25 protein-coding genes and 1 tRNA gene are annotated in these 26,554 nt (G+C 66.1%); 12 read left to right on the top strand and 14 right to left on the bottom strand.

Features of this window, described 5'->3' with window-relative positions; genetic code table 11:
• Window position 1: 1 nt before the first annotated feature.
• From F4561_RS25225 to F4561_RS25200, 6 genes are all read right to left on the bottom strand, one after another.
• Window positions 2–1,699, bottom strand: coding sequence for a replication initiator (locus F4561_RS25225; protein WP_184582324.1), 1,698 nt, complete (start codon window positions 1,697–1,699; stop codon window positions 2–4).
• On the bottom strand, window positions 1,699–3,141 hold the full coding sequence (locus F4561_RS25220; protein ID WP_184582322.1) for an FtsK/SpoIIIE domain-containing protein: 1,443 nt from the start codon (window positions 3,139–3,141) through the stop codon (window positions 1,699–1,701). Before F4561_RS25220 ends, F4561_RS25225 begins: the two co-directional genes overlap by 1 nt.
• Window positions 3,141–3,422 (bottom strand): hypothetical protein, encoded by a 282-nt coding sequence (locus tag F4561_RS25215; protein ID WP_184582320.1) that lies wholly within the window; start codon window positions 3,420–3,422, stop codon window positions 3,141–3,143. Before F4561_RS25215 ends, F4561_RS25220 begins: the two co-directional genes overlap by 1 nt.
• 98 nt (window positions 3,423–3,520) lie before the next feature.
• Window positions 3,521–3,952 carry a plasmid replication, integration and excision activator gene (locus F4561_RS25210; RefSeq protein ID WP_184582318.1) on the bottom strand — a complete coding sequence of 144 codons (432 nt, stop codon included), beginning with the start codon at window positions 3,950–3,952 and terminating at the stop codon, window positions 3,521–3,523.
• A 113-nt stretch (window positions 3,953–4,065) separates the two neighbouring features.
• Window positions 4,066–4,797, bottom strand: coding sequence for a GntR family transcriptional regulator (locus F4561_RS25205; protein ID WP_184582316.1), 732 nt, complete (start codon window positions 4,795–4,797; stop codon window positions 4,066–4,068).
• A gap of 247 nt (window positions 4,798–5,044) precedes the next feature.
• A complete protein-coding gene (locus F4561_RS25200; protein ID WP_184582314.1) occupies window positions 5,045–5,323 on the bottom strand; it encodes a hypothetical protein in 279 nt (92 codons plus the stop codon).
• 587 nt (window positions 5,324–5,910) lie between these two features.
• On the opposite strand from F4561_RS25200, the gene F4561_RS25195 reads away from it, so the two are divergent.
• Both F4561_RS25195 and F4561_RS25190 read left to right on the top strand, forming a co-directional pair.
• Window positions 5,911–7,314 (top strand): helix-turn-helix transcriptional regulator, encoded by a 1,404-nt coding sequence (locus F4561_RS25195; RefSeq protein ID WP_246437282.1) that lies wholly within the window; start codon window positions 5,911–5,913, stop codon window positions 7,312–7,314.
• Window positions 7,311–7,865, top strand: coding sequence for a flavoprotein (locus F4561_RS25190; protein ID WP_184582310.1), 555 nt, complete (start codon window positions 7,311–7,313; stop codon window positions 7,863–7,865). Before F4561_RS25195 ends, F4561_RS25190 begins: the two co-directional genes overlap by 4 nt.
• Window positions 7,866–8,317: 452 nt before the next feature.
• Here F4561_RS25190 and F4561_RS25185 read toward each other — a convergent pair whose 3' ends face one another.
• Entirely contained in the window at window positions 8,318–10,003 is a 1,686-nt protein-coding gene (locus F4561_RS25185) for an HsdM family class I SAM-dependent methyltransferase (RefSeq protein ID WP_246438020.1), read from the bottom strand.
• 1,155 nt (window positions 10,004–11,158) lie between these two features.
• On the opposite strand from F4561_RS25185, the gene F4561_RS33410 reads away from it, so the two are divergent.
• A complete protein-coding gene (locus tag F4561_RS33410) occupies window positions 11,159–11,290 on the top strand; it encodes a hypothetical protein (RefSeq protein WP_281384120.1) in 132 nt (43 codons plus the stop codon).
• Between the two features lie 883 nt (window positions 11,291–12,173).
• A tRNA-OTHER gene (locus tag F4561_RS25180) sits at window positions 12,174–12,241 on the top strand.
• A gap of 1,114 nt (window positions 12,242–13,355) precedes the next feature.
• On the opposite strand, the gene F4561_RS25175 is transcribed toward F4561_RS25180, so the two are convergent.
• Both F4561_RS25175 and F4561_RS25170 read right to left on the bottom strand, forming a co-directional pair.
• Window positions 13,356–14,090 (bottom strand): dienelactone hydrolase family protein, encoded by a 735-nt coding sequence (locus tag F4561_RS25175; RefSeq protein WP_184582306.1) that lies wholly within the window; start codon window positions 14,088–14,090, stop codon window positions 13,356–13,358.
• Between the two features lie 209 nt (window positions 14,091–14,299).
• A complete protein-coding gene (locus F4561_RS25170) occupies window positions 14,300–15,469 on the bottom strand; it encodes a cytochrome P450 family protein (RefSeq protein ID WP_184582304.1) in 1,170 nt (389 codons plus the stop codon).
• Between the two features lie 119 nt (window positions 15,470–15,588).
• On the opposite strand from F4561_RS25170, the gene F4561_RS25165 reads away from it, so the two are divergent.
• From F4561_RS25165 to F4561_RS25145, 5 genes are all read left to right on the top strand, one after another.
• Window positions 15,589–16,212, top strand: coding sequence for a TetR/AcrR family transcriptional regulator (locus F4561_RS25165; protein ID WP_184582302.1), 624 nt, complete (start codon window positions 15,589–15,591; stop codon window positions 16,210–16,212).
• Between the two features lie 150 nt (window positions 16,213–16,362).
• On the top strand, window positions 16,363–17,088 hold the full coding sequence (locus F4561_RS25160) for an rRNA methyltransferase (protein WP_184582300.1): 726 nt from the start codon (window positions 16,363–16,365) through the stop codon (window positions 17,086–17,088).
• Between the two features lie 178 nt (window positions 17,089–17,266).
• Window positions 17,267–18,205 (top strand): DUF5996 family protein, encoded by a 939-nt coding sequence (locus F4561_RS25155; protein WP_184582298.1) that lies wholly within the window; start codon window positions 17,267–17,269, stop codon window positions 18,203–18,205.
• 2 nt (window positions 18,206–18,207) lie between these two features.
• Window positions 18,208–18,513, top strand: coding sequence for a GNAT family N-acetyltransferase (locus F4561_RS25150; protein ID WP_184582296.1), 306 nt, complete (start codon window positions 18,208–18,210; stop codon window positions 18,511–18,513).
• Between the two features lie 133 nt (window positions 18,514–18,646).
• A complete protein-coding gene (locus tag F4561_RS25145) occupies window positions 18,647–19,246 on the top strand; it encodes a GNAT family N-acetyltransferase (RefSeq protein WP_184582294.1) in 600 nt (199 codons plus the stop codon).
• 139 nt (window positions 19,247–19,385) lie between these two features.
• On the opposite strand, the gene F4561_RS33820 is transcribed toward F4561_RS25145, so the two are convergent.
• Together F4561_RS33820 and trxA are read right to left on the bottom strand one after the other, a co-directional pair.
• The gene (locus tag F4561_RS33820; RefSeq protein WP_184582292.1) at window positions 19,386–20,267 is read right to left on the bottom strand and encodes a response regulator transcription factor; all 882 of its coding nucleotides are present in this window, start codon (window positions 20,265–20,267) and stop codon (window positions 19,386–19,388) included.
• 283 nt (window positions 20,268–20,550) lie between these two features.
• Window positions 20,551–20,937: a thioredoxin gene (gene trxA, locus F4561_RS25135; protein WP_184582290.1), complete on the bottom strand. Its 387-nt coding sequence runs from the start codon at window positions 20,935–20,937 to the stop codon at window positions 20,551–20,553.
• A 218-nt stretch (window positions 20,938–21,155) separates the two neighbouring features.
• Here trxA and F4561_RS32835 point away from each other — a divergent pair, with 218 nt between their 5' ends.
• Complete coding sequence (locus tag F4561_RS32835) at window positions 21,156–21,530, top strand: YidH family protein (protein WP_184582288.1); 375 nt, start codon at window positions 21,156–21,158, stop codon at window positions 21,528–21,530.
• On the top strand, window positions 21,527–21,895 hold the full coding sequence (locus F4561_RS25125; RefSeq protein WP_184582286.1) for a DUF202 domain-containing protein: 369 nt from the start codon (window positions 21,527–21,529) through the stop codon (window positions 21,893–21,895). The genes F4561_RS32835 and F4561_RS25125 overlap by 4 nt, the downstream gene beginning before the upstream one ends.
• Before the next feature lie 76 nt (window positions 21,896–21,971).
• On the opposite strand, the gene F4561_RS25120 is transcribed toward F4561_RS25125, so the two are convergent.
• From F4561_RS25120 to F4561_RS25110, 3 genes are all read right to left on the bottom strand, one after another.
• A complete protein-coding gene (locus F4561_RS25120) occupies window positions 21,972–22,964 on the bottom strand; it encodes an NAD-dependent epimerase/dehydratase family protein (protein ID WP_184582283.1) in 993 nt (330 codons plus the stop codon).
• Window positions 22,965–23,040: 76 nt separating this feature from the next.
• Window positions 23,041–23,754: a PIG-L deacetylase family protein gene (locus tag F4561_RS25115; protein WP_184582281.1), complete on the bottom strand. Its 714-nt coding sequence runs from the start codon at window positions 23,752–23,754 to the stop codon at window positions 23,041–23,043.
• A 104-nt stretch (window positions 23,755–23,858) separates the two neighbouring features.
• Window positions 23,859–24,578 (bottom strand): WbqC family protein, encoded by a 720-nt coding sequence (locus F4561_RS25110; protein ID WP_312885526.1) that lies wholly within the window; start codon window positions 24,576–24,578, stop codon window positions 23,859–23,861.
• A gap of 380 nt (window positions 24,579–24,958) precedes the next feature.
• On the opposite strand from F4561_RS25110, the gene F4561_RS25105 reads away from it, so the two are divergent.
• Window positions 24,959–26,512, top strand: a complete 1,554-nt coding sequence (locus F4561_RS25105) for a glycosyltransferase family 2 protein (RefSeq protein WP_184582279.1) — start codon at window positions 24,959–24,961, stop codon at window positions 26,510–26,512.
• Window positions 26,513–26,554: the final 42 nt, after the last annotated feature.

The following is a 26,554-nucleotide window of genomic DNA, read 5'->3' as shown; positions in this document are numbered from 1 at the left end:
GTTAGGCCACCTGTTCCAGATCTGGGGTTGCCGGAAGATCGTCGGATCGCTGTTGCTGGGCGTGGTCGAGTTGTGCGCGGCGTTGTAAGGCTTCGCCGACGACGCGGAGTAGGCGGTGTTCGCGGGGTGGTACGTCGGGGTCGGTGGGTCGGGCGAGTTCCCAGACGTGGTTGCCGGAGGAGGTGCGCAGGGGGATGGGAGCGCCGTCCTGGTCCTTGTTCTCGGCGTCGCTGTTGGGGTCGATTCCGAGGGTTTCGAGGACCCAGGTCAGCCGGTCGGCTTTGTGGTCAGCCAAGGTCTTGTTGGACCACTTTCGGGAGACCAGGACGCGGCGTCCGGCGTAGCCGAGGTGTTCGCGTTTGTGTGCTTTGGAGCGGCAGAACCCGGGACGCATGCCGGCTTGGGCACCGTCGGGTTGGATGCCGTAGCGCAGCCAGTTGGAGCAGCGCGGCGAGCAGGGTTCGAACCGCAGCGCCTCAGTCAGCCGGTCCACGTGGCGTTCCTGCGCATTGGTTTCGGCCGGGTGGCACTCGCCGACATCCTTGGTGAGGTATTTCGCGAGGTAGCGCACGCACCGGTTGGCGTCGTCGGAACCGGCGATGACGCCCTTTGCGTCCACCTGGTTCCCGAAGCGCACCACGTGCATGGGTTCGGCGTTGGGGTCCGCGTCGAGGGCATCGAGGGCCTGTTCCCAAGTGGGCAGCACTTCCCCGGTCGTCGAGTCCACATAGTTGCCGGTTGCCTCATCCCAAGCGGGCAGGTTCGCCTCGTCGTACACGGCCTCGTCGGAGTTGGGCCACCACACCTGGTGATAGGTCGCGGCGGCGATCTGGCGCAGCTCGGAGCGGGGGATGGTTCCCCGGGTTGCCATGTGCAGGTGCGGCGCCAGGCGACGTTGCGGTTCCACGCTGGCGAAGTACTGGACATCGAACCCGGCCACGCGGCGCAGGTTCTGCACGAAGCGGTCCACCAGCTTGGAGAAGTGCAACGCGTCGCGCGCGGCGCGCCGGTAGTCATAGGTCGCCGGGTCCACCGGCGTTCCATCCGAGCGCACCCGCCCGTAGGAGTCCAGGGTCAGGGTCACGAACAGCGACGGGCGAAACGTGCGCCCACTGTCCGGGTCCTCGAAGCTGCGGCCCACGGTTTTGCGGACCATGGGTCGCTTGGGAAGGTCGGGCGCGTCCTGGCGCCGCTTGGTCGAGCGCACCCGCCGCGGCGTCGAGGCCGACGAGGAGGAGCCCCGCGACACCGAGCCGCGCAGGCCCGAGGCCGTGATCTCGGCATCTAGGTCAGAGATGGCCTGATCCAGCGCGGCCACCTGGTCAGGATCGGCCGCACCCGATTCGGCGAGCCGGTCCCGCTCGGTCGTGACCATCGCCCGCTGTTCGACCCAGGAGCGTTGCACCTCGGAGGGGTCATCCGGCGTGACGGTCGGTTCTTCAGCGAGGTGCCAGCCCTCTTCGCACTGGCTACGGCGGATCGAGCGCTTGCGCTTGGCACAGGCCGGGCACCGGGATTCCAGGGTGGAGCCGCAGGGCACGTCCACGATCTCCGACTCACCCGTGTCAAGGGAGGTGCGCCGCAGCGACACTGGCCGGATACACACACCCTTGTCGGCGGCGATCTGTTCGGCCACCTCACGGGCCAAAGGTTGCGCTTGGCGTTCGGCCCGGGTGGTCTTGCCGGTCGGGGTCGGCATCAGGCGACCCCCTCACCCGGCACCGACCGCAGACCGTGAGACGGGCCGTACTCGGTTGCCATCGCCGCAATGTCGTCATCAGAGACGTAGGCAACCCGCACCCGCACCGGAACCGGAGAACCCTCCAAGCGCACGAAGGCCACCCCCGGAACATCCGGGTCGATCAGGTGAGCATTGGCCCCACGGTCGCGAGCATCCTCACCGAGAACCATGTCCACCTGGGATGCCTCATCCAGGCGCAGGGCGACCTTGTCCGGGAAGAGGTTGCGCAGGTTCATGACCTCTTTGCGCGGGTCCTGCAGCGCGGCCAGGACACAGAACCCCACCGAACGCCCCTGGCTCGTGAGAGTGGCAATCGCGTTCTCCGCACGCCGCCGGATATCCCGGTCCGGGTGGTAGGCGGTCAGGAACGCGACCTCGTCGAGGACGACCACGACGAACGGATCCTCTGGGGTGGCCACGTGGGTGCGCTGGTGCCCGGCGTAGCGGGCCGCGCGTTCCTGCATGTCGTCCACGGCCGCTTCGAGCAGGCCCACGGCAGCTTCGGCCGAGTCGGCATACCGGGCGAACAGGGAACGGCCATACGACAGCTCCATGCGTTTGGGATCGATCGCCCACACCCGCACCGACCCATCGGAGAGGGCCGGGAGCAGGGCGCGAATCGCCGACCAGATCACCGAACCCTTACCCGCCCCGGTGACCCCGACCGTGAGCACATGGGTGCCGTGCAGCCGCATGCGCCAGGGCTGGCCGTCTTCCCGCAACCCCATGGGCAGCGCGCACAAGTCCACCTCATCCGGGACCGCAAGCGCGTCGAGAGGTTCGGCGAGCAGGTCATGGCGGGGGAACTCCAGGACCACATCACGCGGACCCAGCCCGCTCACCCGACACGAAGGGGCGGCGAACCCATGGGCAAGCTCCACCACCCGGTTCTCAAAGTCCGCCGGGGCCGTCCCAGCAACGAGCCGCACCCGGACCCGGTCCGCCCACTCCGAGCAGGTGACCCGGCGAATCTGAGGGAGGTACTGGCGTTCCTGATACGACTCGGCCAACCCGGCGACTACGAGGACGGGTTGCCAGTGGCGCCGGTAGACCCAGAACCACCGCCAGGCCGCCAACGCCCGCAACACCACCAGCGAGCGAAACGACAACGGCCAGCGCCACCACCACACCCCCAGACCCGCACCAGACAGCGCGACACCGAGAGCGAGCCCGAGCCAGCCGAGGTAATGCACAGTGACCACCGGCCCCACCAGAGTGGAGACCGCTACCGGGAATCGGAACGGCGCCAGCACCATCGTCCGCAGGAGCCGATAGATCCATCGGGTGATGAGGAAGACCGCTGGAGTCTCTACCACCGGCGTCGTGAACCGGATCGCATGCGCGGGAACCGGGCTGGTTGGTTGCACCTGCGTGGCACCGGCGTTTCTGCTGTGGAACATCACGCCTCACCCCCGCCGCTGCTCTGGTAGCGCTGCGCCTCCTCATGGGCGTGTGCGGCGATCGCGGTGGAGCGCGCGGTGGCCAGATCAGCGCGCGCCTCAGCGGCCACCACCCGGGTCTCGGGGTCCTCGGAGTCGGCGGCGATGCGGTCCAGAAGTGAGGACTTCCACGCCAGCAGGTCACCACTGCCGCCGGTCGCGCCACTGGGGTTCTGCGAGCGGTGGCGCAGCGCGGCCAGGAAATCGCTGATCTCGCGCGCCCGTGGGGAGCGTTCGGACATAGGCTAGACACACCTCTTCCAGAGATTTCGCAGCTACGGAGGGGTTTCAGGGGCGGCCGGGTGCGCCAACACCAACGGCCGCCCCGCGTACGTGAGTGCTAGGCGGCATCCTTGGCCGAAGCGCTCGCACCAGCCGCAGCGGCCTTACGGCCCGCCGTGCCGCTGTTGCCGGGAGCCTTTACGCCACGCGCCCGCAGGGAGTAGGCCACCCGGGGTCGGCGCCCGTTGTCATCGACGTAGGGCATGACCGACATGCGCTCGAACTCGATGGGGCGAAACGGCAACCCGGGGACCTCGTCGGGCAGGGTCGGGCACACCTCCGCGGCCACCTTCACCTTCACGCTCTTGGCCTTCCCGCGGGCTTCCGGATCGGCGTCGATCACGTCAACCGCCCACAGCGGCAGACCCGTGGTCTTGTCCATCTGCGGACGCTTGGTCTCGAAGTCGGTGATCGCTTCCACGCCGAGCGCGTAGGCACCGTGCGGGAACACCGCGTCAAACTCCACCGGCAACGCACCCTGAATCGCCACGCCACAACTCCAATCCGGATATCCACTCAACTACTCGTTCGATCGAGTGAGAACAGACTATGCGACCCTGGCTTGGTTGGACAAGTGCAGGAGTCGAGGAGTGGGGAGCGGGCTCAGGACGCCGGGTAGCTGTCCTCAAGCTCGTGCAGGTCACCCGGCAGGACGATGTCGGCGACCGCGATTACCGATTCGGTGGCATCCAGCACCGTGGCCATCACCCCCAGCACCGGGCTCGCCTTGTCCAACTGCAGCAGGCTGGTTTCCTGCTCGGTGGCCTGTCGTGCGGAGAGGCGTTCGACGATGCGCGCGGGACGGGCTTGCTTGATGGCTTGCAGGTGGCCTTTGACGCCGATGGTGATCGGCTCCGGAGCATGCAGGTCGGTGCCCTCTGCAATATCCAGGGGGAACCACAGCGAGACCAGCTCACTGGCTCCGCTGTCGTCGCTGACGAGGCGTTGGCGCAGGATCGCTGGAGAGTCGGCCGGCACGCCGAGCGCGTGGGCGATGGCGGGCGGCACAGCGGCCCGCCCAGCATGGGTGATCGTGGTCTCGGTGGCGGTCTCGGCCGCGTCGAACGCGCTCGCCCCGGCATGGGAACGCTCAGTCGAACCCCCGGGCACCCCTTTGACGAACGAGCCCCGCCCATGCTCGCGACCGATCCAGCCCTGCATGGTCAGGATCTGCAGCGCCCGCACCACCGTGGAGCGGCCCGCCCCGAACTCCCGCACCAGGCGGGCTTCCGAGGGGAGAAGTTCCCCCGGGGCGTAGGTGCCCTCGGTGATGCGCTCCTGGAGCGCGTGGACGATCTGCACATACTTGGGTGGGGTGAACTCCAGGCTCGACATGAACGACCATCCAACGGTTCTAGTACTCGTGTGATCAAGCAGCATAGTGCCACCTCTCTGACCTGTCATGACACGCCCGCAACCCAAGCAGGGGATGATAGACGCAGGGCCGCGTTCCCGCAGGGATCAGCGATCGCTCAGCGCCAGTAGCGGCGCACCGCGGCCGGGGGAGGAGCGTGATGTGCCGCGCGGCCAGGGGGAAGGCCGTTACCCGGGCTGTCCGGCCACGCGGCACGCCTGTGCGGCCCTACGGGCGATCCTCGCGGTAAGCGCCCTCAGCAAGCTCGGTGAGCCGCTGGGCGAACCACGGCGCCGCCAGCAGCGAATGACTCCGGCCCACACGCGCGGGTGGATCCTCCAACTGCTGAACGAAGACCTCAACGTCGGGCTCCACCAGAGTCGGCGCGTGATCAGGATCCGGATCCACAGCGGTAGCGATCCACAGATGCTCAGTGCGCCGGATCGTCCAGCGCTCGCCATAGCGTTGCCGCACCAGCCACAGCAGAGGATCCTTACCGGTATTCACCGCAGGTCACCCAGAACAGACAGGGCGACGAGCCCGGCGAACTGCCGGAAGGCGAAATCCTTCGCAGCCTTTGCGCGCTCATGCGCAATCAGATACGGCCGCACGGACGCGGACACGCGCCGTCGGCCGGAGTATCGACTACCCGAACGGGCTAGCCTTGTCATCGTTCCACCTGCCTTACTCAGGTTGGGACCACGCCCCCCGGACGGTGGCCGCCGTCGCGGGGGGTCTACGTATTTATGCGGGACGCATGAGAAAGTCACCGTGGCGCCGCAGGACGCCGACGCCCGGAGCGCGAACAGTCACCGCGTGAGAGCGCCACTGCCATGGCAAAACGGACACGCGACCTGTCGCTGTTGCTGGTGGGAGCCATCGCGCGTGCGAATGACGACCAGCTTGCGTGGACGGACCATCTTGCGCCCACGACCTCGACAGTTTCGGCACCGCGTTTCAGCTATCCCGCTCATATGTACGACGATTCCGGTCCAGGATTCGCGATCCCATCCCTGGCGGGTATCTCAGATGGGGATAATGACTAGGGCCGAGCCGACAACCGTGATCGAGAGGCCACGATGCCGGGACGAGCATTGGAACCCATCGCTATCCCCACCTGGGCATGGAAGCGTGACGAGACCCGGCGTCTACTCCAGGAACGCGACATCCCCGGGCTACTGCAGTTCGCCCAGCAGTACGGAGGGGCCAGCCAAACACGGCTTGCAGCGGCCACCGGCCTGGCACAGGGCCGGGTCAGCGAGATCGTCCACGGTCACAAGACCGTGACCGCGTTCGAGGTGTTCGAGCGCATCGCCGACGGGCTGAACATGCCCGATTCCGCGCGGGTGCTCTTCGGCCTGGCACCACAAGACCTGGCCATCGTCACCGGAGACGGCCATGCCGGGCCGGTCGCGGCCCCGTTCGTACCCGCGCCTAGCGTGGAACCGGACGGGAAGGAGGACAGCGTGAGACGTCGCGAGTTCATGGGCCTCGCGGGGGCAACCCTCTTCGAGACCGCAGCCGGGCCGATGCTCGGCCTGGACGACATCGCCGCGGCCCTGACCCGCTACGCAGGACCCCCACCGGGGACGCCCACACACGACATGACCCTGCCCGCTCTGGCCAGAGCCGTAGGAGCGGCCAAGTCGGGTTACCAGGCGTGCAGGTACGAGACGGTAGCCCAGCAGCTTCCCGGCCTCTTGAACCGCTTGGATGTCGCAACACGGCAGATCGAGGGCGACGACAGCCGTCGCGTGTTCGCGCTCAAAGCCGAGGCATACCACGTCGCGGCGAGCATCCTGCTCAAGTCCGAGGAGCGCGGCCTCGCCTGGCTCGCCGCCGACCGCAGCATGCACGCGGCCGAGAACAGCGAGAACCCCGCAACCATCGGCGCAAGCGCCCGTATCGTCACACGCGCACTCATGAAGGAACACCACTACGGCGCGGCCACCACGCTGGCATCCTCCACCTCCCAACGCGTCGCCGACTCCGGCGACGCATTATCGCCGGATTCCCTTTCGGTGCGTGGGGCACTTCTGCTCAGCGCGGCAATCTCCTCAGCCCAGCGAGAGAACCGGGACGAAGCTGAAACGCTCCTGGGCGAAGCCGAACGAGCCGGTCACGAACTCGGCGGCGACCACAACTACCAGTGGACCGCATTCGGGCCCACCAACGTCCTTCTCCACCGCGTGAACACCGCCGTCACACTCGGCGATGCTGGCAGCGCCATCAACTACGCGCGACAAGTCCGCATGGACAACATCGACGTCATGGAACGCAAGGTCACGCTGTTCGTGGACGCCGCCCGCGCCTACAGCCAATGGGGCAAGCTCGACAAGTCCTACGAAGCCCTCATGTCCGCCGAGCACATGGCGCCCGAAGAACTCACCGCACGGCGGGACGTCCACCAGCTCATAGGCGACATCGGTTCACGATCCACGGGCCATCTGCGTGGCAACATCAGCGAACTCGCCGAACGAGTCGGACTCACCCGATGAGTGAAACAAAAACCCTCTACGTCGTCGTATGCGCAGCCGGTCCAGCCGCAGACGTCGGAATCCTCATCGACCAGGCCCACGAACGCGGATGGACCGTCCAGCTCATTGCGACCCCTGCTGCACTCGCGTTCATCGATACCGACGCCCTAGAAAAACAAACCGGCCGCCCAGTCCGCAGCGAACACCGCGCCCCAGGGTCCCCACGCAGCCCCAAAGCAGACGCGATCATCATCGCCCCGGCGAGCTTCAACACCATCAACAAACTCGCCAACGGCATAGCCGACACTTACGCACTCGACGTCACCAACGAAGCAATCGGACTCGGCATCTCGCTAGTCATCCTGCCGTTCGTCAACTCCGCCTACGCCAACCGCGCACCCTTCCGCGCAAGCGTTGAGGCTCTGCGAAAGGAAGGCGTGCCCGTGCTAATCGGCCCCGGAGCGTTCGAACCTCACAAGGCGGGCAGCGGAGCCGACGAGCACGGCCAGTTCCCCTGGCACCAGCCGCTCGACGAGGTCTCGCCTCCAGAGTTGCCGAATTGGGCTATGTGAGATCAAGAGCGACGGCGCTTGCGCGCCGTCGCACCCGCGCCGGCCGCCCGCTCGGGCTGCGGGCTGCCGCCCGGTCCCGAGCGCGCGCCCGCCGGCCGGGCCGCGGTGGTGAGGGACACCTGCAGGAACGGCAGGAATTGATGGGGCCTCGGACCCAGGTCACCAGCCGTTCACAGTCTCGTCGCGCCGCTACCTGGGCCCTGGCTACGGGAAACCGTTTGCCATAGAGAAGGGGAACGTCGGGGCTGGGGTGGTCGGCTCCGCAGATTTACGGAGCCACTGCGGCGTTAGCCTCGAAGATCATGGCTCCAACGTCGTTCTTTAGCGGGCAGGACCACTAACTGCCCGATGCGCCGGAAGTTTACAGGGCCATGATCACTCGCGCCAAAGCAGCGCCACCCCAAGTCGTTCCACCAACCTTGTCGCGTCAGGCCGTCTGTCCTCCAGCGACTTCATACAAGTGAAGTGTGATCCGGTCGCGCTGGAGGATTGGGATAGCTAAATGTGCCTTCAGCCATCAAAGACTCGACCTTTTCTTCGAGACTTGAGGCTCCGACGACCAACCGTTGGACGAAGGGCTCGACGTCAGAGCGGATATCTGGATCAGTGATCCTGGGGAGCACTACGTCCTTCAGATCTTCAATAGCGATCTCCGCCAACCCGTCCGCGCCCCGGGCGAGTGCACGCATTTGTACACGATAAGCCTCTGAACAAAGGCCGGCTACGAGATCCACCAAATATTCCTCGCAACCCTTCTTCAGATGAAGGCGATGCATTCCGTTGGTTACAACAACGTTCGTGCAATTCTCGCCAGCCAAGAACCACTTGCGTACACTGTTACGGATCCCGCCCACAAAAATGTCTCCAGGTTCGGCCAAATGGCGAGCCCGCTGAGGAAGCTCCCAGCCTCTCTTGGCATTTGATCGGTACGTTCCGACCTCGACGTCTTGAATCTCAACGTGCCTGTAAACTTCAGCAGGCAAGAAATTAACCGATCGCCCCGAGGAGTCGGTCTTCTCAGGGATCACATCGACAATACCTCCGATCGTAAAATGAGCACTTTCTTCGATTTGAGATCGAAGCTCTACAAACTTGCGACAGAGGCGCTTCGGATCCAGCGTTAGATGCGGGTCGTCAACAACGGACGAAATTGATACCGACCATCCATGCTCAGAATCAGTTGGATCTGGTTCGTGTCCACGCACAAGCCAAGGAAACGCTTGACCGGCAGTGCTATTCCGGACCTTGCGTAGGCAACCCTCAAAATCGCTGTCAAGGATGGAGTTTCCGTATTCGTCCAGGAGAAGAGTTCCGTCTTCCTCGTCGCGCAAGTACGTAGGCTTACCACGCTTGTCGCCAGTCACCCATCCCACGCGATTGACGACCTCAACACAGAATTCATAGTCTTCCGATAGCTTCGCCTCAGTTAGCGGCGTGGTACGCTTCTCACAGAAAATTACGCTTGCCGAAACATCCGCCCCGGAACCTTTGAATGTAAAGCGAGGAAGGGCGACAATGGCGCTGATGAAACAGTGTCGCATCAGGAATTCCCGCAAAATCGCGTATCGCGTAGACCGATTTCCTAGGTAGCCATTGGGAACAACTAGGGCCATGCGGCCTCCCGGCCGAATCAGCTTCACGCACGCCTCAGCGAAAAGAATTCCACTTTCTTGCTGCGTCAGCAATTTCTCGGAAGGATTCAGGGTGCCGTGCGAATCTACAGCCCATTCCCGTCCAAGGTCGAAGTTTTCTAGGGTGTTCTCTTTGGTTTCCGAGATCCGTGCCCCAAATGGAGGATTGCAAATGACGGCATCGGCAGAGTTTTCGTTTGAGTTGATTTTCTGCAGGGAGTCTTCCTGCTGAATATTAGTCTTCCCATCACCGTTCAGGATCATGTTTAGCACTGCGACTTGAACTGCTTCTGACGATACGTCAGATCCCCAGATGCTGCTCGCGTAGTCTGGCCAGTGCTGCCCCCGTCTGAAAGCCGCGGTGAGGAAGTCAGCGCTGCCGCAAGCCGGATCCTTAACGTGCTCTCCGAACTGAGGGTTAAGAATATCTACGATGAACTCGGTCAACGCTACTGGAGTGAAGTACTGCGCTAGATCCCATTTGTAAATATGCTTCGCGAAGTACATGTAAAATTCCTGGATGAGTGCACGACTCATTGAGACGATGCGCACGGGAGCTAATACGCGCATGACTTCAAGAAGCAGGTCTCCGCTGATTTGAAGCTTGCCATCGACCTTCTCGGGAAGGAAATGCTGATAGTAATCAACAGATTTACCGAGTACGCCGTTGGTGATTTGCAGAGAGGCGGAGGGGCTCACACCGGCAGCGGCAAAGTCCTGAATGGTCAGGGCAACGTCAGGGGTATTTTGATGTTGCTGTTCATCATAGAGCTTGATAAGCAGCAACTGCAGCATCACACTGAATCGCTTACTTGGGCCCACCGAGGATGAGTGAAGAATGTCTTCTATGCGCTTGAAAACTTGAATCAGGGGCTTATTTGGATCGATCGTATTGAAGGTAAGGCTCTTAGTCCGCGGCTTCTTTCCGTAGCCCGGAAGGTCCGACAAAGGACCTTCCTTGTGCTGTTTTGAGCCATTCTTTCGCTCTATCCAAAATACTCGCTGCTCAACATCATCCCAGTACAGAGCGATGCAATCGTCCCGTCCGGCGAAGTCCAGCATCGGCTTCACTTGATAGCTGATCGCCGAGTTGAAGCTGGCGTTATCTCGCTTAACCTCACCCAAAATTACGGCATGATTCAAAAGAGATTCGATGTCATCAGGTTTAATCGATGAAACGGGGACATCAAGAACAGCAAAGTCCGCGCGGAAACTGTTGCGACCAGAGTTGCCGAACTTCTTGATAGTTGGCTCTACCCGAATGTTCGCTACAGGGTAGCCGAGGTCAACAAGATGACGTAGGGCTTCAACCCGGTATCGCTCCTCCGAAGGCGTCAGGCCATCTTTATTGCGCGCTTTGGCCTTGAGCCGTCCTCGTACTGGGCAGACAAGCGTAAGACCTGTGCTCACGAGTTTATGACCTCTATTCGATGGAGGAGCGCGAAGACGCTTCGGACAGTAGGACTGCTCTACCTTATCGCCTGTCGTCCCGCAAGCACCTGATCAAGAGGTTGCGGGCGGTGCCGGATCTGCGTATAACTCGGGCTCAGCGGTCGGGGCGACGCGCCTGCACACTGCCGCGAGTGTCCTCACAGCAGTTCCGACCGATACGCGCACGTCCCCATAGCCGCGCCGATCAATCGGGGCACGAGGGGAGTCACAGTGGAGGCAGTCGCGCTCGACGGTTTTGAGGCCGAAGAGCACTTCGGGCGGCTCGTTGCCAGAGCCAAGGCGGACGTCATCGAGCAGCATGGCTGCGGCCGGTGGGGACGCAGCGAGCACACGCGCGCCTGAGCGGTCCACGCACCCGCCACCGTGGCTGACTGTCGTCGGGTCAGGCTCAGACTCCCAAGTCGAAGCCCCCGCCCAGAGTGCTTCATAACGGTTACGGATCGTGCCATTCGCGTGCCAGATGCTGCGGGGAACCACGTGGAACAGCGGGGACTGGCCCGGGGATGACACGGGCTCAAACGCAGCCCTGCCGCAGGTCAGCGCAGCAACTGCCGCCAGAAAATCCAAGTTTCCCAACCTGATGGCTCTGACTTCAGGCAGACACGGACTTATGCCCCTCGTGGTTGCTACGCGGCACCACTACCCGCGTTCACGCGCCGCCGACAGCCGCTGTGGCGGGCCGACTCCTGCCGCCCGTTCACCTTGGAAGACGGAAGGCTCGCAATGTACACATTGTGAACCTCGCGTCAGGAGACAGCGGGAAACCGCGCGAACCGGTCGGCATGGTTTCGCTGGTTGCCGGTCATTTCTCAGTGAATCTGGTGGTCACACGACCCCCGTCACAACAGAAGGCTTGGGTCCGAATTCTCCCAAGTGTACAAAGAGACAGCTAAGGTCCTCGGTACCGGACATGTGGTACCAGAGGGCTCCCGCCCCCCCTGGACCCCCGGGGCCGGAGTACCCGAGTGTGCGACACCGGCCCGCCTTCGGCCCAGACTGTTCGCGCACTCGGGCACTCCGGTTCGGAACCGTGGTTGCACGCCGCTCGTGGTTGCTGGGGCGCACCGCCAGGGCCAGCGCGCGTAGTCTCGCCGCTGTGGCCGTCCACCTCCTACCGTCGTTGGGCAGGCCAGAAGGGTCGTCGTCTGACAGCAACCGTGACAGCAACGACAGCAACCGGCGCCATCCATCCGCCGGCAGCCGCCCCCGCCCAACGCCGAGCGTCGTTACTGGTCAGCCCGGTTGCTCCGCCTGAAAAGCGGAAGGTCGGCGGTTCGACCCCGCCCCTGCCCACCTCAGATGACCAGCAACAAAGCCCGGAGCCCAAGCGGCGCCGGGCTTTTTTGGCGGCAATCGGGACAGCGACGGCTTTGGCGCTCCTCCCGGTTGGTTCTCGTTAACCTGGTCCCGTTTCGATGGTGCGGCGTTTGGCGCCGGAAAGGGCGGGAGCTGTTCCAGCGGGTGATCCGCAGGCTCCCGCTTGCCAGCCGAGCGGTGGACAACGCCCGATACGGCGACCGCGAGGTGCTGGCCGCGATCATTCTGGGTGGCCACCACTGGCCGCCGCTCGCGGCACCAACGGCGCGGATTGCCGGCCTCGGCGGAGTGCCACCAGTTCTCGCGCCGTGGCCGGGGGTGTCGGGTCCGAGGGCACCTTGCCCGCCGGGGTGGCGTGTTTCCGGACCTTGGCCGCGACCGGGTTCCCGAAGAGATCCAAGCGGGCATTCATCGCGCACTTCCCGCCGTTGTTGCCGGTTGCGCCTCTCAGACAGAACAGCCCGGCAGGATGCGGCAGGAACAAATGGGGCGGGCGCCTCCCCTCCCGCGCCGCGGCAAGGGAGGCAACCTACGACGAAGCTGCCGATTCCATCCGGCCCCGTGCAGGTACGCCGGTGCGGCCGGCGGCTCGCACGCGGCCGCCGGCCAGCCCGAAGCCGGCAGGCACGCCGGCACCGATCATCCGCTCCGTTCCGAAGGTCTCGGCTCAGTCCTTGTGGCTGTTGTTCGCGTACCGGACCACTGCTGCCGCGACCACTATCAAGGCGAGCAACTCCAGGTATATCTCAGGCATCGTCCCCACCCCGTACGAGGTCACGGAGACGAGTGGGCATATCATGCACAGGCCAACCTCTTCGTTGGTTCAGGGGTCCGTGACTTTTCTCAGGAGCACACGGGCCCCGCTTGCGTTCCGTCATTCTATGCACGTGCATATGCACGTGCATAGAATGACGGCGCTAAGTGTCCCAGCTACGAGGGAGGACTGCCATCCCCAGACGCAATCCAGCAGGCTCTGCTGGATTGCGGCGCCTTGTGCGGCGCGGGTGCCGGGAACTCCCGCTACGGGGATGGAGCGGGGTTTCGTACGCCGCTCCGCGGGAGGCCAAGGCAGGGACGCTTGCCGGGTGGCTTACACCGGCTGGGTTGCCTGCTCGCCCGCGGTGGTGCCGATGAAGGCGAGCGTCTGGGCCCAGGACTGGCGGGTTGGCTCGCGGTTGTTGTCCTTGTCCCGTCGCGCGGCGTCCATGAAACCGTGCTCGGCGTGCGGGTAGAGCGAGACGTTGGTGGCGGCGTCGGGACGCGACTCCAGGGTCTCCCGCAGCGCGGTGAAGACGGAGCGCGGCACGAGGTCGTCGGCGCCCGGGTAGACCACCGACACCGGTGCGGTGATCTCCGCCGCCAGCGCTACGGGGTCCTCGGTGTGGTTGGGGGCGGGTTCGGCCGGGATCGTCGGGTGGTAAGCCACGCAGTTGGCGAGCCGGTGGTCGCGGGCGGCGAGCAACAGGGCGAACCGGCCGCCCATGCACCAGCCGATGACGCCCACCCTTTCCAGGCCCAGCTCGCCGAACATGTGGTCGAGGAGCTGCTCCTGCTCCTCGCGGACGCCGCTGTCGGTGAGCTGCCCCATGAGCTCGAACAGCTCTTCGCGACCGCGGTCCTCGATGCTGTGGCCGTGCCAGGGGTCCCACGACAGTGCCAGGACGCCTGTGGCGGCTATGGCGTCGGCATAGGCGCGAAGCTGCGCTCCGATGCCGGTGATCATTGGGAGCAGCAGCATCCCACCCGTAGGTTCGGAGTCGGTGGGGCGGGCGACGTAGGCGCCAAGCTCTCCGACCGTCCTGCGCTCGCCAGTGATCGCTGTCATCGTCGTCCTTCCACAAGGGTCCTGGGCCGTCGCGCGGATACCCGCGTGCTGTCCGTGGACACGGGCAAGGGTGCCAAGACCACGTGTGACCACGGGTCTTGGGCACCCTTCGGCAGCACCCTAGCGCGACAGCGCGAACTCGGGGCCGCGCGGGACCCGGGCCCCGATCGGAAGCGGCCCGGGGCCGGGCGGTCGTCCAGGGGCCCCGGTCAGTACATGCGCACGGGAAGCTCGGCGAGGCTGCGCGCCAGTCCGGGCTGCCAGGCCGGCGGGGTGTCGGGGTGGAGTAGGGCCATGTCCGGGAAGCGGCTCAGCAGCGAGGTGAAGACGATCTGCAGCTCGGCACGTGCGAGGGCCGCCCCCAGGCAGTAGTGCATGCCGTGGCCGAAACCGAGATGGCCGGACTCGCCCCGGTCCAGGTGAAGCTCGGCCGCCTCGGGGAACCTGCGGGGATCGCGATTGCCGGCGTGGTAGAGCGGCATCACCGGCTCGTCGGCGGGAATCGTCACGCCGCCGATCTCCACGGGCTCCAGGGTGTAGCGGAACACGCCGACGTCCGCGGCACCGCTGTACCGCAGGAACTCCTCCACGGCGTTGGGGATGCGTTCCGGTTCGCGCAGCAGCGGTTCCTTCTTGTCCGGGTGGGTCAACAGCAGCAGCGCACCGCCGGAGATCAGGGTCACCGTCGTCTCGTGCCCGGCGAGCAGGATGCTCACGGACAGCGAGGTGATCTCCTCCTCGGTGAGGTCACCGTTGCCGACCAGCGCGGAGACGAGGTCGTTACCGGGGTCGCGGCGCTTTTGCCCGATCAGGTCGAGGATGTAGTCGACCAGCGAGCGCCAGCCGCTCGCCATGGCCTCCGGGTCCGTCCCACCTATCGCCTCCGACCACTGGTGCCAGCGGTCGTAGTCGGCGGCGGGCACACCGAGCAGCTCGCAGATCACCCGGACCGGCAGTGGGTAGGCCAGGGTCTGCACCAGGTCCGCCTCCCGGGGGAGGTGGTCCAGCAGCTCGTCGGTGATCTGCTGGATGCGCGGTTTGAGCCGTTCTACCCGGCGGAAGGTGAACTCCTTGGACACCGCGCGCCGCAGGTGAGTGTGCCTCGGCGGGTCCTGGGCACCCAGGGCGGCCAGGACGTAGGGCTGGAGGTCCTCGGGCAGGCCGACCGCGCTCCCCATTTGGAACTTGGTCTGCTTGTCGGGGTCGTGGCTGAAGCGGGGGTCGGTGAGCACGGTGAGGATCTCCTCGTATCCGGTGACGAGGTGGATCTCCGTGCCGTCGAAGAAGTTCGTGGTCTTGACCGCGGGTCCTGCGCGCAGGTGAGCGAGGGCCGCATCGCGGTCGGCTGACGTGAGAGCCGAGACCAGGTCGACGTGCATAGACGCCTCCAAATATCCATATAACCAAAACGAAATTATGTTCACCACAGAAGCACCAAGCCAACTCCCTGTCAACTATGCTGCTGAACGAATATCCGAATTAGTTATATGGAGGAACCGTGCCCTCGTTCACCTCGGCTGAGCGCGACGCCATCTCCGCCCGGCTGCGCGAGGCCGGTGCCCGGCTCTTCGCGGCCCAGGGAGCGCGCAAGACCACGCTGGAAGACCTCACCGGCCCGGCGGGCATCTCCAAGGCCAGCTTCTACTCCTTCTACAGCAGCAAGGAGTCCCTCTACATCGACCTGCTACTGGAGCAGGCCGACGGTATCGCGGAACGGATCATCCGTGCGGCGACGGAGCCCGATGACCTCCAGGCCGGTATCGCCGCGCTACTCCGGGAGATCGTGGCCGTGCTGGAGACCAACCCCCTGTACCGGCGCTTTCTCAGCCATCCCGACGAGGTACGCGCGATCCACGACCGGATCGGTCCCGCGGAGCTGGAACGGGCCAACCGGGCACTGTCCGACCCGTTGCTCGCGTTCATCGAGGAGGCCCAGCGGACCGGTGAGCTGGTGCCGGCCGACCCGACGGCGGTCCTGGGCGTGCTGCGGTCGGCCGTCCTTGTCACGCTGCACCGCGAGGAGTTCGCCCCGGACGTGTACCAGCAGACGCTCGATCTGACGATCGACACCGTCGCGGCCGGTATCACCTGCGCAGCGCATCCGGCGTGGCGTACCGGGTGACGACGCGGGTGGCAACGGCCACCGCCCGGTGGAGCCGGGTACAAAAGAGAAGACACGGAACCCACGACGGAGCGCCGTCCGGCCGCGGGGGGCGCTTCCCCGCCGTACCCCGGTTCGGGCGGCCGTGCCAGCGACGACCGGCAGGATGCGATGGCCTACCGCTACGCCACCGAACGCGCCGACCACACGGATCTGGCCAGCGGCCACGTGCTTCGCTCGGCACCCGGCCACCCGGGTTTTCCCGCGCGGCTCGCGAGCGAGCTGTTCCAGCGCGCGCTCGCTCACCTCGACGCCGGCCCGGTCGGCTTGTGGGATCCGTGCTGCGGCAGTGGCCATCTGCTGGCCGTGCTGGGGATGCTGCACCGCGGCCGCCTGGTGCACGTACACGCGTCCGATGTGGACAGCGAGGCCGTCCGGATCGCCGCCCGCAACCTCGACCTGCTGACCGCGCAGGGGATGGCGGAGCGCGAACGCGAGCTGCGGGCCCAAGCCGTCGAGTTCGGCAGGCCCTCGTTCGCTGACCGTGCCGGCGCCGCGCAGCGGCTGGCCGCGAGGCTGCGCGCGCACGGCGGCGACCTGCCGCACAGCGCGTGCGAGGGGGACGCGTTCGCTCCGTCGCCGCCACAACGCCGGGTTGACCTCGTGCTGACCGATGTCCCCTATGGCGATCTTGCCCACTGGGCCGGTGCGAGCCCCGCCGAAGACGAGGTGCCGGAGTTGCTGCGCGCGCTTTCGGCTGTGCTCGCGGAGCGGACCGTCCTCGCGGTGACGGCCCGCACCCGCAGGATCGGCCTTCCCCGCGGCACTCGCGCGCTTGAGCGGGTGCGCGTCGGCAACCGAGCGGCCGTCCTGGTGCGCGCCGGCGATATCCGGTAGGGGCAGGCGTCCCGGGCGAACGGTTCCGCTCGTGCCTCTCCCACGCCATTGGTGGCTTTTCCGTTGTACAGGGCGGGTTCGCAGGACAGGCGGCGGGGGTAGTGGAATCCGAGCGGGGCGCGAGACGCGGCAGAGGCGCGGATGAGGAAGGGCCCCGCCCGGGGAGAGGAGACCCGTGATGGAGCTTTTCCCACCGATCCCGCTGCAGGAGTGGCAGGACACCAAGCAGACCCTGCACCGGTTCCTGCAGATCGTCGGAAAGATCCGGATGTCCGCCAGCCCGCGCCGGAACCACTGGTGGCACGTTCCCTTCCACCTCACCGGCAATGGGATCACCACCCGCCCCATGGGGATCGTCGACGGCAACCCGCTCTTCGCCATCGACTTCGACCTCGTGTCCCATCTCCTGGTGATGCGCACGATCGAGGGGCGTTCCGCCTCGTTCGCGATTCCCGGGCACAGCGTCTCGTCGTTCTACCGTGAGACGCTGGCGACCCTGGAGGGACTGGGTGTCCATGCCCGTATCCCGCACCCCCGGCCGTTCGACCTGTCTGACGCGGACCGGCCGTTCGCGGAGGACACCGAGCACGCGGCCTACGACCCGGCCGCGGTGAACCGCTACTGGCGGGTCCTCAGCCAGGTCGGCATGGTGCTGGAGGAGTTCGCGGCCGATTTCTCCGGCAAGACCAGCCCGGTGCACCACTTCTGGCACACCTTCGACATCGCGATGACCCGGTTCGGTAGCCGGCGGTTGGACCAGCCCCGCCAAGCGGGTCCGCTCATCCGCGAGGCGTACTCGCGCGACGTGATCAGCTTCGGTTTCTGGTTCGGCGACGCCACTGTCCCCGAACCCGCGTTCTACGCCTACGCGATACCCGAGCCCGATGGGCTCACCGAACGCCCACTCGCGCCAGCGTGGGCGGAGTGGGCCCCGAGCGGCCATGGGCACCTCGCCCTGTTGCGCTACGACCGGGTGCGCAAGGAACCTGATCCGAGAGGCGTGGTGCTGTCGTTCTACGAGAGTGCCTACCGTGCCGGTGCGGAACTGCTCGACTGGGACGCCGGCGCGGTGGCCTGTCCCAACGGAGTGACCGACCCGCTGCGAGAGGGTGGATAACCATGGAGATGACGGTCGTCGACGTGCCGGAGCAGAAACGCTACGAGGGCCGCGGCCAGGACGGCCTCGTGGGCTACATCAACTACCAGCTCCGCGGGGATCAAGTTGTCCTCACCCACACCGAGACCGACAGCCGGTACCAGGGCCAGGGCGCCGGCAGTGGACTGGTGCGCGGGGCACTGGACGACGCCCGCGCCCGCGGGGCGACCGTGGTCCCGTTGTGCCCGTTCGTGCGGTCGTGGATCGAGCGGCACCCGGACCACGCCGACATCGTCGACCAGCAGTCGCGCGAGGAGATCCTGGGCTGACGGCGTCCCCGAACGGCCCGCGGGCGCTGGGCCGGGAGCCCCTGAACGGTTCTTCTGTACAAAGGTGTTCCGGCAGAGCCGTAGTCGCTAGTGTTCGAGATCACAATTAGTGCTCTCGTCCCAAGGGGGCTAGATGTCCATCGTCTCGATCGAGCCAGCGACTCCCGACCGGTGGGAGGACCTGGCGAGACTGTTCGGGCCGACGGGGGCGTACGGCCATTGCTGGTGCGTGTACTACCGGCGCCGCGCCAAGGAGTTCACGGCGAGCGTCTCGTGCGCTCAACCGGAACGGGGGAACGAGAACCGCGAGACCCTGCGGAGACTAACCCTGGACGGCAAGGTCCCCGGGCTGCTGGCCTACGAGGGGGACGAGCCCTGCGGCTGGGTCTCCGTCGCACCGCGCAAGGAGTTCGTCCGGCTCGCCCGGTCGCGCTCGCTGCGCCCAGTGGAGCCGTCCGAGCCGGGGATCTGGTCGATCGTGTGCTTCTGGCTGCCTCCGCGCCGCCGGCGTCGGGGGATGGGCACGCGGTTGCTCGACGGTGCGATCGAGTACGCCCGGATCAACGGGGGCCGGGTGCTGGAGGCGTACCCGGTCGACACAGCGGGCGGCCGGGCACCCAGCGCGGAGATCTACCCGGGCACCGTGCGGATCTACGAGAAATCGGGCTTCACCTGCACTCCCCACCCCACGAGCGGTCGCCCCATCGCTCGCCTGGACCTGAAGTCCGAGTAGTGCGCATCGGCGGGGACCGGACGTACCCGTCACGTACGGCCGGATCGGGCCGGCCCGGGCGCCGGGATTCGCTAGCCGCCCCGGCGCCCAGGGCCCGGAGGCCCGCCTGCGGCCTCCGAACGCCGGCCCCAGTCGCCAGCTATGGCGGGGCCGGGCGGCGGTGGCCCCGGCGAGTTCCGGGGGACCGTGCCGAACCGATGCCGCGCGGTTCGGGGACCGCGGACGGGTCGTCGGCGGCCGGTTCCGGGGCGTCGGCGGGTGTCGGGCTGGTCGCGGTGAGCGCGACGTCGAGCAGGTAGCCGACCCCGCGCACCGTCCGGATGAGGTGGGGGTGGGTCATGCTGTCGCCCAGCCGCTGGCGTAATCGCCGGATGTGCACGGTGATGGTGTTGGCGGCGAGCCGCCGGTCGTTGCTCCAGATCTGCTGGCAGAGCTCGTCGCGGCTGATTACCCGCCCCGCGTTGTGCATCAGGTAGTGGAGCAGCTCGAACTCCCGCAGCGGGAGGGTGAGCGGCTCGTCGGCGTGCCACGCCTGGTGCCGTGCGGGGTCCAGGGCGATCGGGCCGGCCCGCAGCATTTCGTCGCCGGAGGGCTCGACCGTGGCGGTGTAGCAGGCCGAGCGGATCAGGGTGAGCACCTCGTCGGGCTGGTAGGGGCGCAGGACGCAGGCGGTGGCGCCGGCCCGCAGCATTCCCACGCCTTCGTCAGCCGTGTCGGGTTGGATTCCGGCGATGATGGGGACGCCGAGCCCGCGCCGGATCAGCTCGATAACGCGCTCCGAGCGCACGAGCTCGATGTTGGCGCTGACCAGTACCAGGTCGGGGCGGAGCAGCCCGGCGCGGAACAGCGCCTCGGCGCCGTCGGTGCACACCGTGACGTCGATGTGCCGCGGCGCGAGCCGCAGCAGCAGTTCACTGCCGACATCGGGGTCGGGCTCGGCCAGCAGAACCCGCAGTCCCAGTCGGGCGGCAGCCTGCCGGGGCGGCGCGTCCTCGGCACCGGCCCGGGAGGGATGCGTCACGGTCGCACCCCGAGCGGCGCGGTTGCCGCGCCGTCGCTTCCTCGGCCCCGTCTGGTCATGTACCGGCCCTCGTGAATCTCCGCAACTGAGCTGTAAAGGGATATTCAAGGCTGGTTACATGAATGAGCGGTTGACGCGCTGTGCCTCTGACGGAAACTTCGCCGGACCTCCTCGCGCCGCACCTGTGCGGCGCCGTGTGGCGGTTCGGCGGCGTGCGGTTACCGGCACGGGGCCCGCGTTGGGCGTGGCCCCGTGCGTAGTGCGGCTCCCGTGAGCCCTCCGCTCACTGCTCCGCGGCGGAGTCCCCCTCGGCCTGCTGCTTCGCGATCTCCTTCTGGACCTCGTCCATGTCGAGGTCGCGGGCCTGCTTGATCAGGTCCTGCAGCGCCTCCTCCGGCAGTGCCCCGGGCTGTGCGTAGATCACCGTCCGGTCCCGCACCACCATCAGCGTTGGGATCGACTGGATGTCGAAACTCGCCGCGAGCTCCTGCTGGTCCTCGGTGTCGACCTTGGCGAAGACCAGGTCGGTGTGCTCCTCGGAGGCCTTCTCATAGACCGGCGCGAACTGCTTGCACGGCCCGCACCACGACGCCCAGAAGTCGATCAGGACGAAGTTGTTCTCCGTCAGCGTCTCGTTGAAGTTGTCCTTGGTGAGCTCGATGGTCGCCACGAAGTTTCTCCTGGGTGCGGATCGCTTACTAGTCCCCCGTAGAGCGGTCGTGCCCGCTGATTTGTTCCACACGCGCATTGCACCCGGGAAAAACTGTCGGTCACACCACACGGGTTCCCAACAAAACTCCTGGACAATACCGGTTTGGGGGGTTTGGCCGATCCTCACTATGGTCGAGGGGGAACCGGTGCGAGGACCAAACGGGGGGAGGGGTGGCTGTGAGCGCGCCAGCATCGCCGGCCTCCGGCGGAGGCCGCGGGTCCGAAGGAGCAGAGCCCGACTACCGGTTCACGCTCGCCAACGAACGCACGTTTTTGGCCTGGATCCGGACGGCGCTCGCGTTGATCGCGGGTTCGGTGGCGGTGCTGCATCTCGTCCCGCTCGACTGGGCTCCGGTGATGCGGATGGTCGTCGGCCTCGCCCTTGCGGGGCTCGCGGTCGTCATCTCGGTTCACGCACCATTGCGCTGGATCCGGGTGCAGCGCGCGATGCGCCTGCAGCGGTCGCTCTCGCTGAGCGTGCTTCCCGTCGTCATCGCGGTGGGGGTGGCGCTGGTCTGCGTGGTGGTACTGCTCGGGACCTACCAGTCATGAGGCGGCGCTCGGGCGATCCGGGGTTGCAGCCGGAGCGGACCCTGCTCTCCTGGCAGCGCACCGTTGCCCTGATCATCGTCGTCGCGCTGCTCTATGTGCGGGACCCGTTCCAGTCGGGCGGGTCGAACGCGGTGGCCGGCCTCGATCCGCCGCAGCGGGTGGCGGTGGCGGCCCTGGCGGTGGTGGTGTCCGGTGTCCTCATCGCCCATGTGCGGCGCCGCTGGAGAGCGTGCGGTAACGAAGGGCGAGACGGAGGCGTGGGATGGGTCGTCGCACCGTTGGCCCGGCCGTGGGCGCTCTTCTTCGTCAGCGCGGGTGTGGCGGGCTTCGGGGTGGTGATTGCGGCCGGCGCGGTCCTGGACTAGGACCCGAGAGCGGGACCGGCCGCGTGCCAGGGTGTGTTCCTCGCGAGGCCGAACCGGGGCCGGCCCGCGACTCGGATCAGGCCAGAAGAGCCCTCTGCGGTGCGACCGAAGGGGTCGCGTTGTGTTCGAGGATGGAGCGGATCACATCATCGAGCCGGCGCTCGGGGGCGTACCCGATGAGCCGCGCGGCCAGGGTGGTGTCGGGCATACGGCGCTGCATGTCCTCGTAGCCCTCGCCGTAGGCCTCCTCGTACGGGACGTATCTGATCTCGCTGCGCGACCCGGTGAGCTCGATGACCCGGTCGGCGAGCCCCTTGATCGAGACCTCTTCCTTGCCGCCCAGGTTGACCGCCTTGTTGTGGGCGGCCGGCGTGTCGAGAAGCCGCACCATCGCCGGGACGACGTCGAACACCGATCCGAAGCAGCGCCGCTGGGTCCCCTCCCCGTACACCGTGATCGGCTTGTTGGCGAGTGCCTGACTGACGAACCTGGGCACCACCATGCCGTACCGGCCGGTCTGGCGTGGTCCCACGATGTTGAAGAACCGGGTGATCACGCAGGGGAGTCCGGACTCTTCCCCGTAGACGTAGGCGACCAGTTCGTCCAGCCCTTTCGCCGCGGCGTAGGACCAGCGGCTCTTCAAGGGCGAGCCGAGGACGCGGTCGGCGTCCTCGGGGAGGCCGTCGGAGTCGTTCTTGCCGTAGATCTCGCTGGTCGAGGCGACGAGGAATCGCGCCTTGTGGGCAACCGCGGCTTCCACGACGTTCTCGGTCCCGTGCAGGTTCGTTCGCAGCGACTGTAACGGCTTGTCCACGATGGTGTGGACGCCCACTGCCGCCGCGAGATGGAAAACGGTGTCGCTCCCTTCGATCACATCGTTGACCAGACCCTGGTCCAGGATCGAGCCGTGCACCAGCTCAAAGGCTGGATTGCCACTGAGCTGCGTAAGGTTGGCGCTGGACCCGGTCGAAAGGTCATCCAGCGCTACCACCTGATGGCCATGGGCGATCAGGTGGTCGCATAGATGGGAACCTATGAATCCGGCGCCACCGGTCACAACGGCCTTCAACGTCGTCTCCCCCTCTGTGGGTACGTGAAATCGCTGGTTCGAACACGGGGTGTGACAGGTTGGGGGGACCTATCGGTCAGGCGAGCCAGCGCATCGCGTGGAACCCTTCCGCGAGCGCCACGCCACCTTGCATTCCGCGTAGTACGGCCAGGCTCCGCAGCGTGGGTTCCGAGCGCGTGTGCGGGTGTTCGTGGATTTGTGTCCCGTACAGGCGCATGGCTGCGAGCTTGGCGTCGAGATCGGTCTCCTCCAGTTCCACCAAGAGGTTCGGTGACGGTGCCGTGTCATAGCGCCACTGGTCGGCGGCTTCCTCGTAGGCGGCCACGAGCCTGGGATGGTGGCGCTTGCGGGTGTCCGAAGGGCGCAGTGCGGTGTGCACGGCCTCGGCTGTCACTTGGTGGTCCTGGTTGTAACTGGTGCGGTGCGGCGCGAGTACGACGGTCGGCCGCAGCTCCGTGATCGCCAGTGGACTGTGCCGCTCGAACGTGTTGGACAGCTCGAAGCGTGGCATGGTGTCGAGTTTGAGGTGGTACTCGTCGCCTGGGAAGGCGACATTCCAGTCGTCCCACCGGAAGCAGTCCGCGACTTTCTTGATCTCCGAGAACCGCTCATTGGCTGTGGAGTACCCCTTGGCGGAGAGGTCCGCCGTGTCCCCGACCGTGACGAACTGGACGTAAACTTCGGCTCCGGCCTTCTTGGCCTTCGTCATAAGGCCGCCGCATCCTAGTGTTTCGTCGTCCGGGTGGGGTGCGAATACCAGTAGTCGCTCCCGGGACCAGTCAATCGTCATGCCACGTCCTAACCATGATGGTGTCAGTTGAGCGCTGCACGCGGTATCTCACAGACGCCCAGGTATGGGTGCCGGTTGCCAAGCCGGACGGAGTGACCTGGTGTCTACCTCGGGGCAGTTCCCCCAGAGCGCGCTTCTCGGAGGACGTCGATTCCCGCCGGCCCGACGTTCAACAGCAGATCGAGCGCCGCCATGCGCGGCAGGAACTCCCCTTTCTTGACGGTGTGTTGCGGGTACTGCGGGTGCTGGAAGTCCTGCCACTCGACGCCGATCCCGTACCGCTCGAAGATTCCCTCGTCCACGTAACCGCGCGCGCCGTCGCCGGAGAGCATTGCGGTCGCCCCAACCTTGGCGGAGAGCTGCGCCAACAGTTCGCTCTTCTGGCCGGGAAACTCGCCGAGCTCGCTGGCGTAGACGATCGGTGTGGTGACGTTGAGGCATTCCAGAACAAGCCGGGTGGTCGCCATGGCGACCTCGCAGAGATGGCTCCACTCTCTGTCGTAGATTCCAAGAATTCTGTCACCGAAGTCGGACCAGAACGGAGTTCCTTGGTACCCGTGCTCGGCGATCGTTCTGCGATGCTTTTCTTGCCAGGACTGGGTGTTATCGATCACCTTGTCCATGATTCGCTCGTTCCGGCTCTGCTGGATTACCGGAACGGTAAGAAGCACGGGGCCGCTCTTTGATGCCACGTAGTTGCGGTTCTGCCACCCTTTGCGCTCGTACTGGACGTGGTCGAGAACGATGAAGAGATCACTTCGGTCGATCTTGTCGACGAGTCCTAGCCAGGGCAAGTAGTGCGGCTGGTGCATGGCTACGCGCACTTCGGTTCCTCTCCGAGGTGGATTGCGCACTCGTATGACTGCCGTGGGTGCAGCTCCCCTGGAGCCTATTCGTCCATCCGCCTCACGCCGTGCGACCATCCGGACGATTCGTACTTTTGATCATCTCTTTGCCTGGTCCGTGCACTGTGGGTCCGGAGTGGCCGAAATACAAAGAATCTTGGTGATCTGGTCAGAGTGAGTCTTCCTGTCTTGGTATTGGACCAACGTTGTGGATCGCTCGCAAGCGTGCGCGCGCGATTCGAGGTGGCCAACTTGGGCCGATTCCTGCTGTGAACTTCTCGCGTGGGCGCGGCGTCTACACAGTGATGTCTTCGCTGGTTACCGTCGACGCGACACCATTCCATCCGGAGGGTTAGCCTGTGCGTACTGCGCGCTTCATCGGGAGCTGGATTGCGGGCCTGATCGCCCTGGCACTGGCCGTGACTCTGTTTACCCAGTGGTTGGGGTTCGCGCTGGGCGCCGCCACTGGACCCGCCTCGCTGTTCCTCTGGATGGCATTCGGCGTGAACCTGCTTGTCTGGAGCTCGATCGGAGCGCTGCGCGTCGTGGACAGCTCCGCCCGTGCGGTACTCCAGCGGGGGGCGGCTCCGGCGCGCCGCAGGGCCACCGCGGCTCCCGCGCCCGTTGGGGGGCGGGAGCGCAGTGACGACCGGGTCCTGGTGAGCGCACCGGCCGGTGGCGGGGGTTCGGCAACCGCGCTCGTGGACGAGGCCGGCGACGGCGGCACCTCCGAGCGGCCGGCCGCGCCGGACGGCGCGGCCGCGAGGGAGTCGGACGCAGACCGGATGCGGCTCGCGGTGATCATCCCGGCGCACAACGAGGAGCCGGTCATCGATGCCGCGATCACCTCCGCGCTGCGCCTCTTCAACCGGTGGGACATCTACGTGGTTTCGGACAGCTCGCGCGACGCCACCGCCGACATCGCGGCCGAGACTGGAATCAACGTCCTTGAGCTGCTCAGCAACCGAGGCAAGGCCGGATCGATCGAGGCGGTACTCCAGGAGTTCGACCTGACCGAGAACTACGACGGCGTGGTCATCCTGGACGCCGACACCGAGCTGGACGCGAAGTACGTCGAGGGCGCCAAGCGGCAGCTCGCCGAGCCGGGGGTCGCGGCGGTGGCCGGGTTCGTCGTGGCGGAGTGGAAGCCGAAGGAGCGTACCGTCGTCGGCCGGCTGATTTCGGCCTACCGCGACCGGCTCTACTGGATGCTGCAGTACCTGCTCAGGTTCGGCCAGACCTGGCGGCACACCAGCACCACGTTCATCGTTCCGGGGTTCGCCAGCGTCTACCGGAGCAGTGTGCTCAAGCAGTTGGACATCAACCCCAAGGGGCTGGTGATCGAGGACTTCAACATGACGTTCGAGGTGCACCACCGCCGCCTCGGCCGGATATCGATGCACCCGGGGACCAAGGCCCGCTGCCAGGACCCCTTCACCCTCGGTGACTACGTCAAGCAGGTCCGCCGCTGGACACTGGGCTTCTGGCAGACCGTGCGGCTCCACGGGGTGTGGCCGAGCCTGTTCTGGTTCGCGCTCTTCTTCTACATCGTGGAGATCCTGCTCGTCGCGGTCCTGCTCATCATCACGGCCGGCCTGGGGATCTTCACCGTGCTCCCGGAGATCACCGGCGGCGCGGTGCTCGGTCTCGGGTGGTACTCGACCGGGTACGCGGCGGTGACGGCGGTGCTGCCGCTGACCGTGATCGGCGTGGGCCTGTTTGTCCCGGACTACGTCCTCACCTGTGTCATGGCGGCGATCCGGCGCCGGCCCAGCTACCTGCTCTACGGGCTGTTCTTCCTGCCGATGCGGCTCATCGACTCCTACCTCACACTGCGGACCATCCCGCAGGCGTGGACCACGAAGTCCGACGGCCAGTGGAAGAGCCCGGTCCGCGCCGCGGGCAAGCTGTGACCGGACCCGCGTAACGGGTGTTCACCGCGGCGTCTAGGCTCG

The organism is Lipingzhangella halophila (genome assembly GCF_014203805.1).
Lineage (GTDB): Bacteria > Actinomycetota > Actinomycetes > Streptosporangiales > Streptosporangiaceae > Lipingzhangella > Lipingzhangella halophila.
Note: the sequence above shows the minus strand (reverse complement) of the source record. Positions and strands in the feature narration are given on the sequence as shown.

What these genes read in the sequence shown, in the direction of transcription:
- F4561_RS25225 (WP_184582324.1), bottom strand. Translation starts at nt 1,699, where the DNA reads ATGCCGACCCCGACCGGCAAGACCACCCGGGCCGAACGCCAAGCGCAA.
- F4561_RS25220 (WP_184582322.1), bottom strand. Translation starts at nt 3,141, where the DNA reads ATGTTCCACAGCAGAAACGCCGGTGCCACGCAGGTGCAACCAACCAGC.
- F4561_RS25215 (WP_184582320.1), bottom strand. Translation starts at nt 3,422, where the DNA reads ATGTCCGAACGCTCCCCACGGGCGCGCGAGATCAGCGATTTCCTGGCC.
- F4561_RS25205 (WP_184582316.1), bottom strand. Translation starts at nt 4,797, where the DNA reads ATGTCGAGCCTGGAGTTCACCCCACCCAAGTATGTGCAGATCGTCCAC.
- F4561_RS25190 (WP_184582310.1), top strand. Translation starts at nt 7,311, where the DNA reads ATGAGTGAAACAAAAACCCTCTACGTCGTCGTATGCGCAGCCGGTCCA.
- F4561_RS25185 (WP_246438020.1), bottom strand. Translation starts at nt 10,003, where the DNA reads ATGTACTTCGCGAAGCATATTTACAAATGGGATCTAGCGCAGTACTTC.
- F4561_RS25175 (WP_184582306.1), bottom strand. Translation starts at nt 14,090, where the DNA reads ATGACAGCGATCACTGGCGAGCGCAGGACGGTCGGAGAGCTTGGCGCC.
- F4561_RS25170 (WP_184582304.1), bottom strand. Translation starts at nt 15,469, where the DNA reads ATGCACGTCGACCTGGTCTCGGCTCTCACGTCAGCCGACCGCGATGCG.
- F4561_RS25160 (WP_184582300.1), top strand. Translation starts at nt 16,363, where the DNA reads ATGGCCTACCGCTACGCCACCGAACGCGCCGACCACACGGATCTGGCC.
- F4561_RS25155 (WP_184582298.1), top strand. Translation starts at nt 17,267, where the DNA reads ATGGAGCTTTTCCCACCGATCCCGCTGCAGGAGTGGCAGGACACCAAG.
- F4561_RS25150 (WP_184582296.1), top strand. Translation starts at nt 18,208, where the DNA reads ATGGAGATGACGGTCGTCGACGTGCCGGAGCAGAAACGCTACGAGGGC.
- F4561_RS25145 (WP_184582294.1), top strand. Translation starts at nt 18,647, where the DNA reads ATGTCCATCGTCTCGATCGAGCCAGCGACTCCCGACCGGTGGGAGGAC.
- F4561_RS25125 (WP_184582286.1), top strand. Translation starts at nt 21,527, where the DNA reads ATGAGGCGGCGCTCGGGCGATCCGGGGTTGCAGCCGGAGCGGACCCTG.
- F4561_RS25115 (WP_184582281.1), bottom strand. Translation starts at nt 23,754, where the DNA reads ATGACGATTGACTGGTCCCGGGAGCGACTACTGGTATTCGCACCCCAC.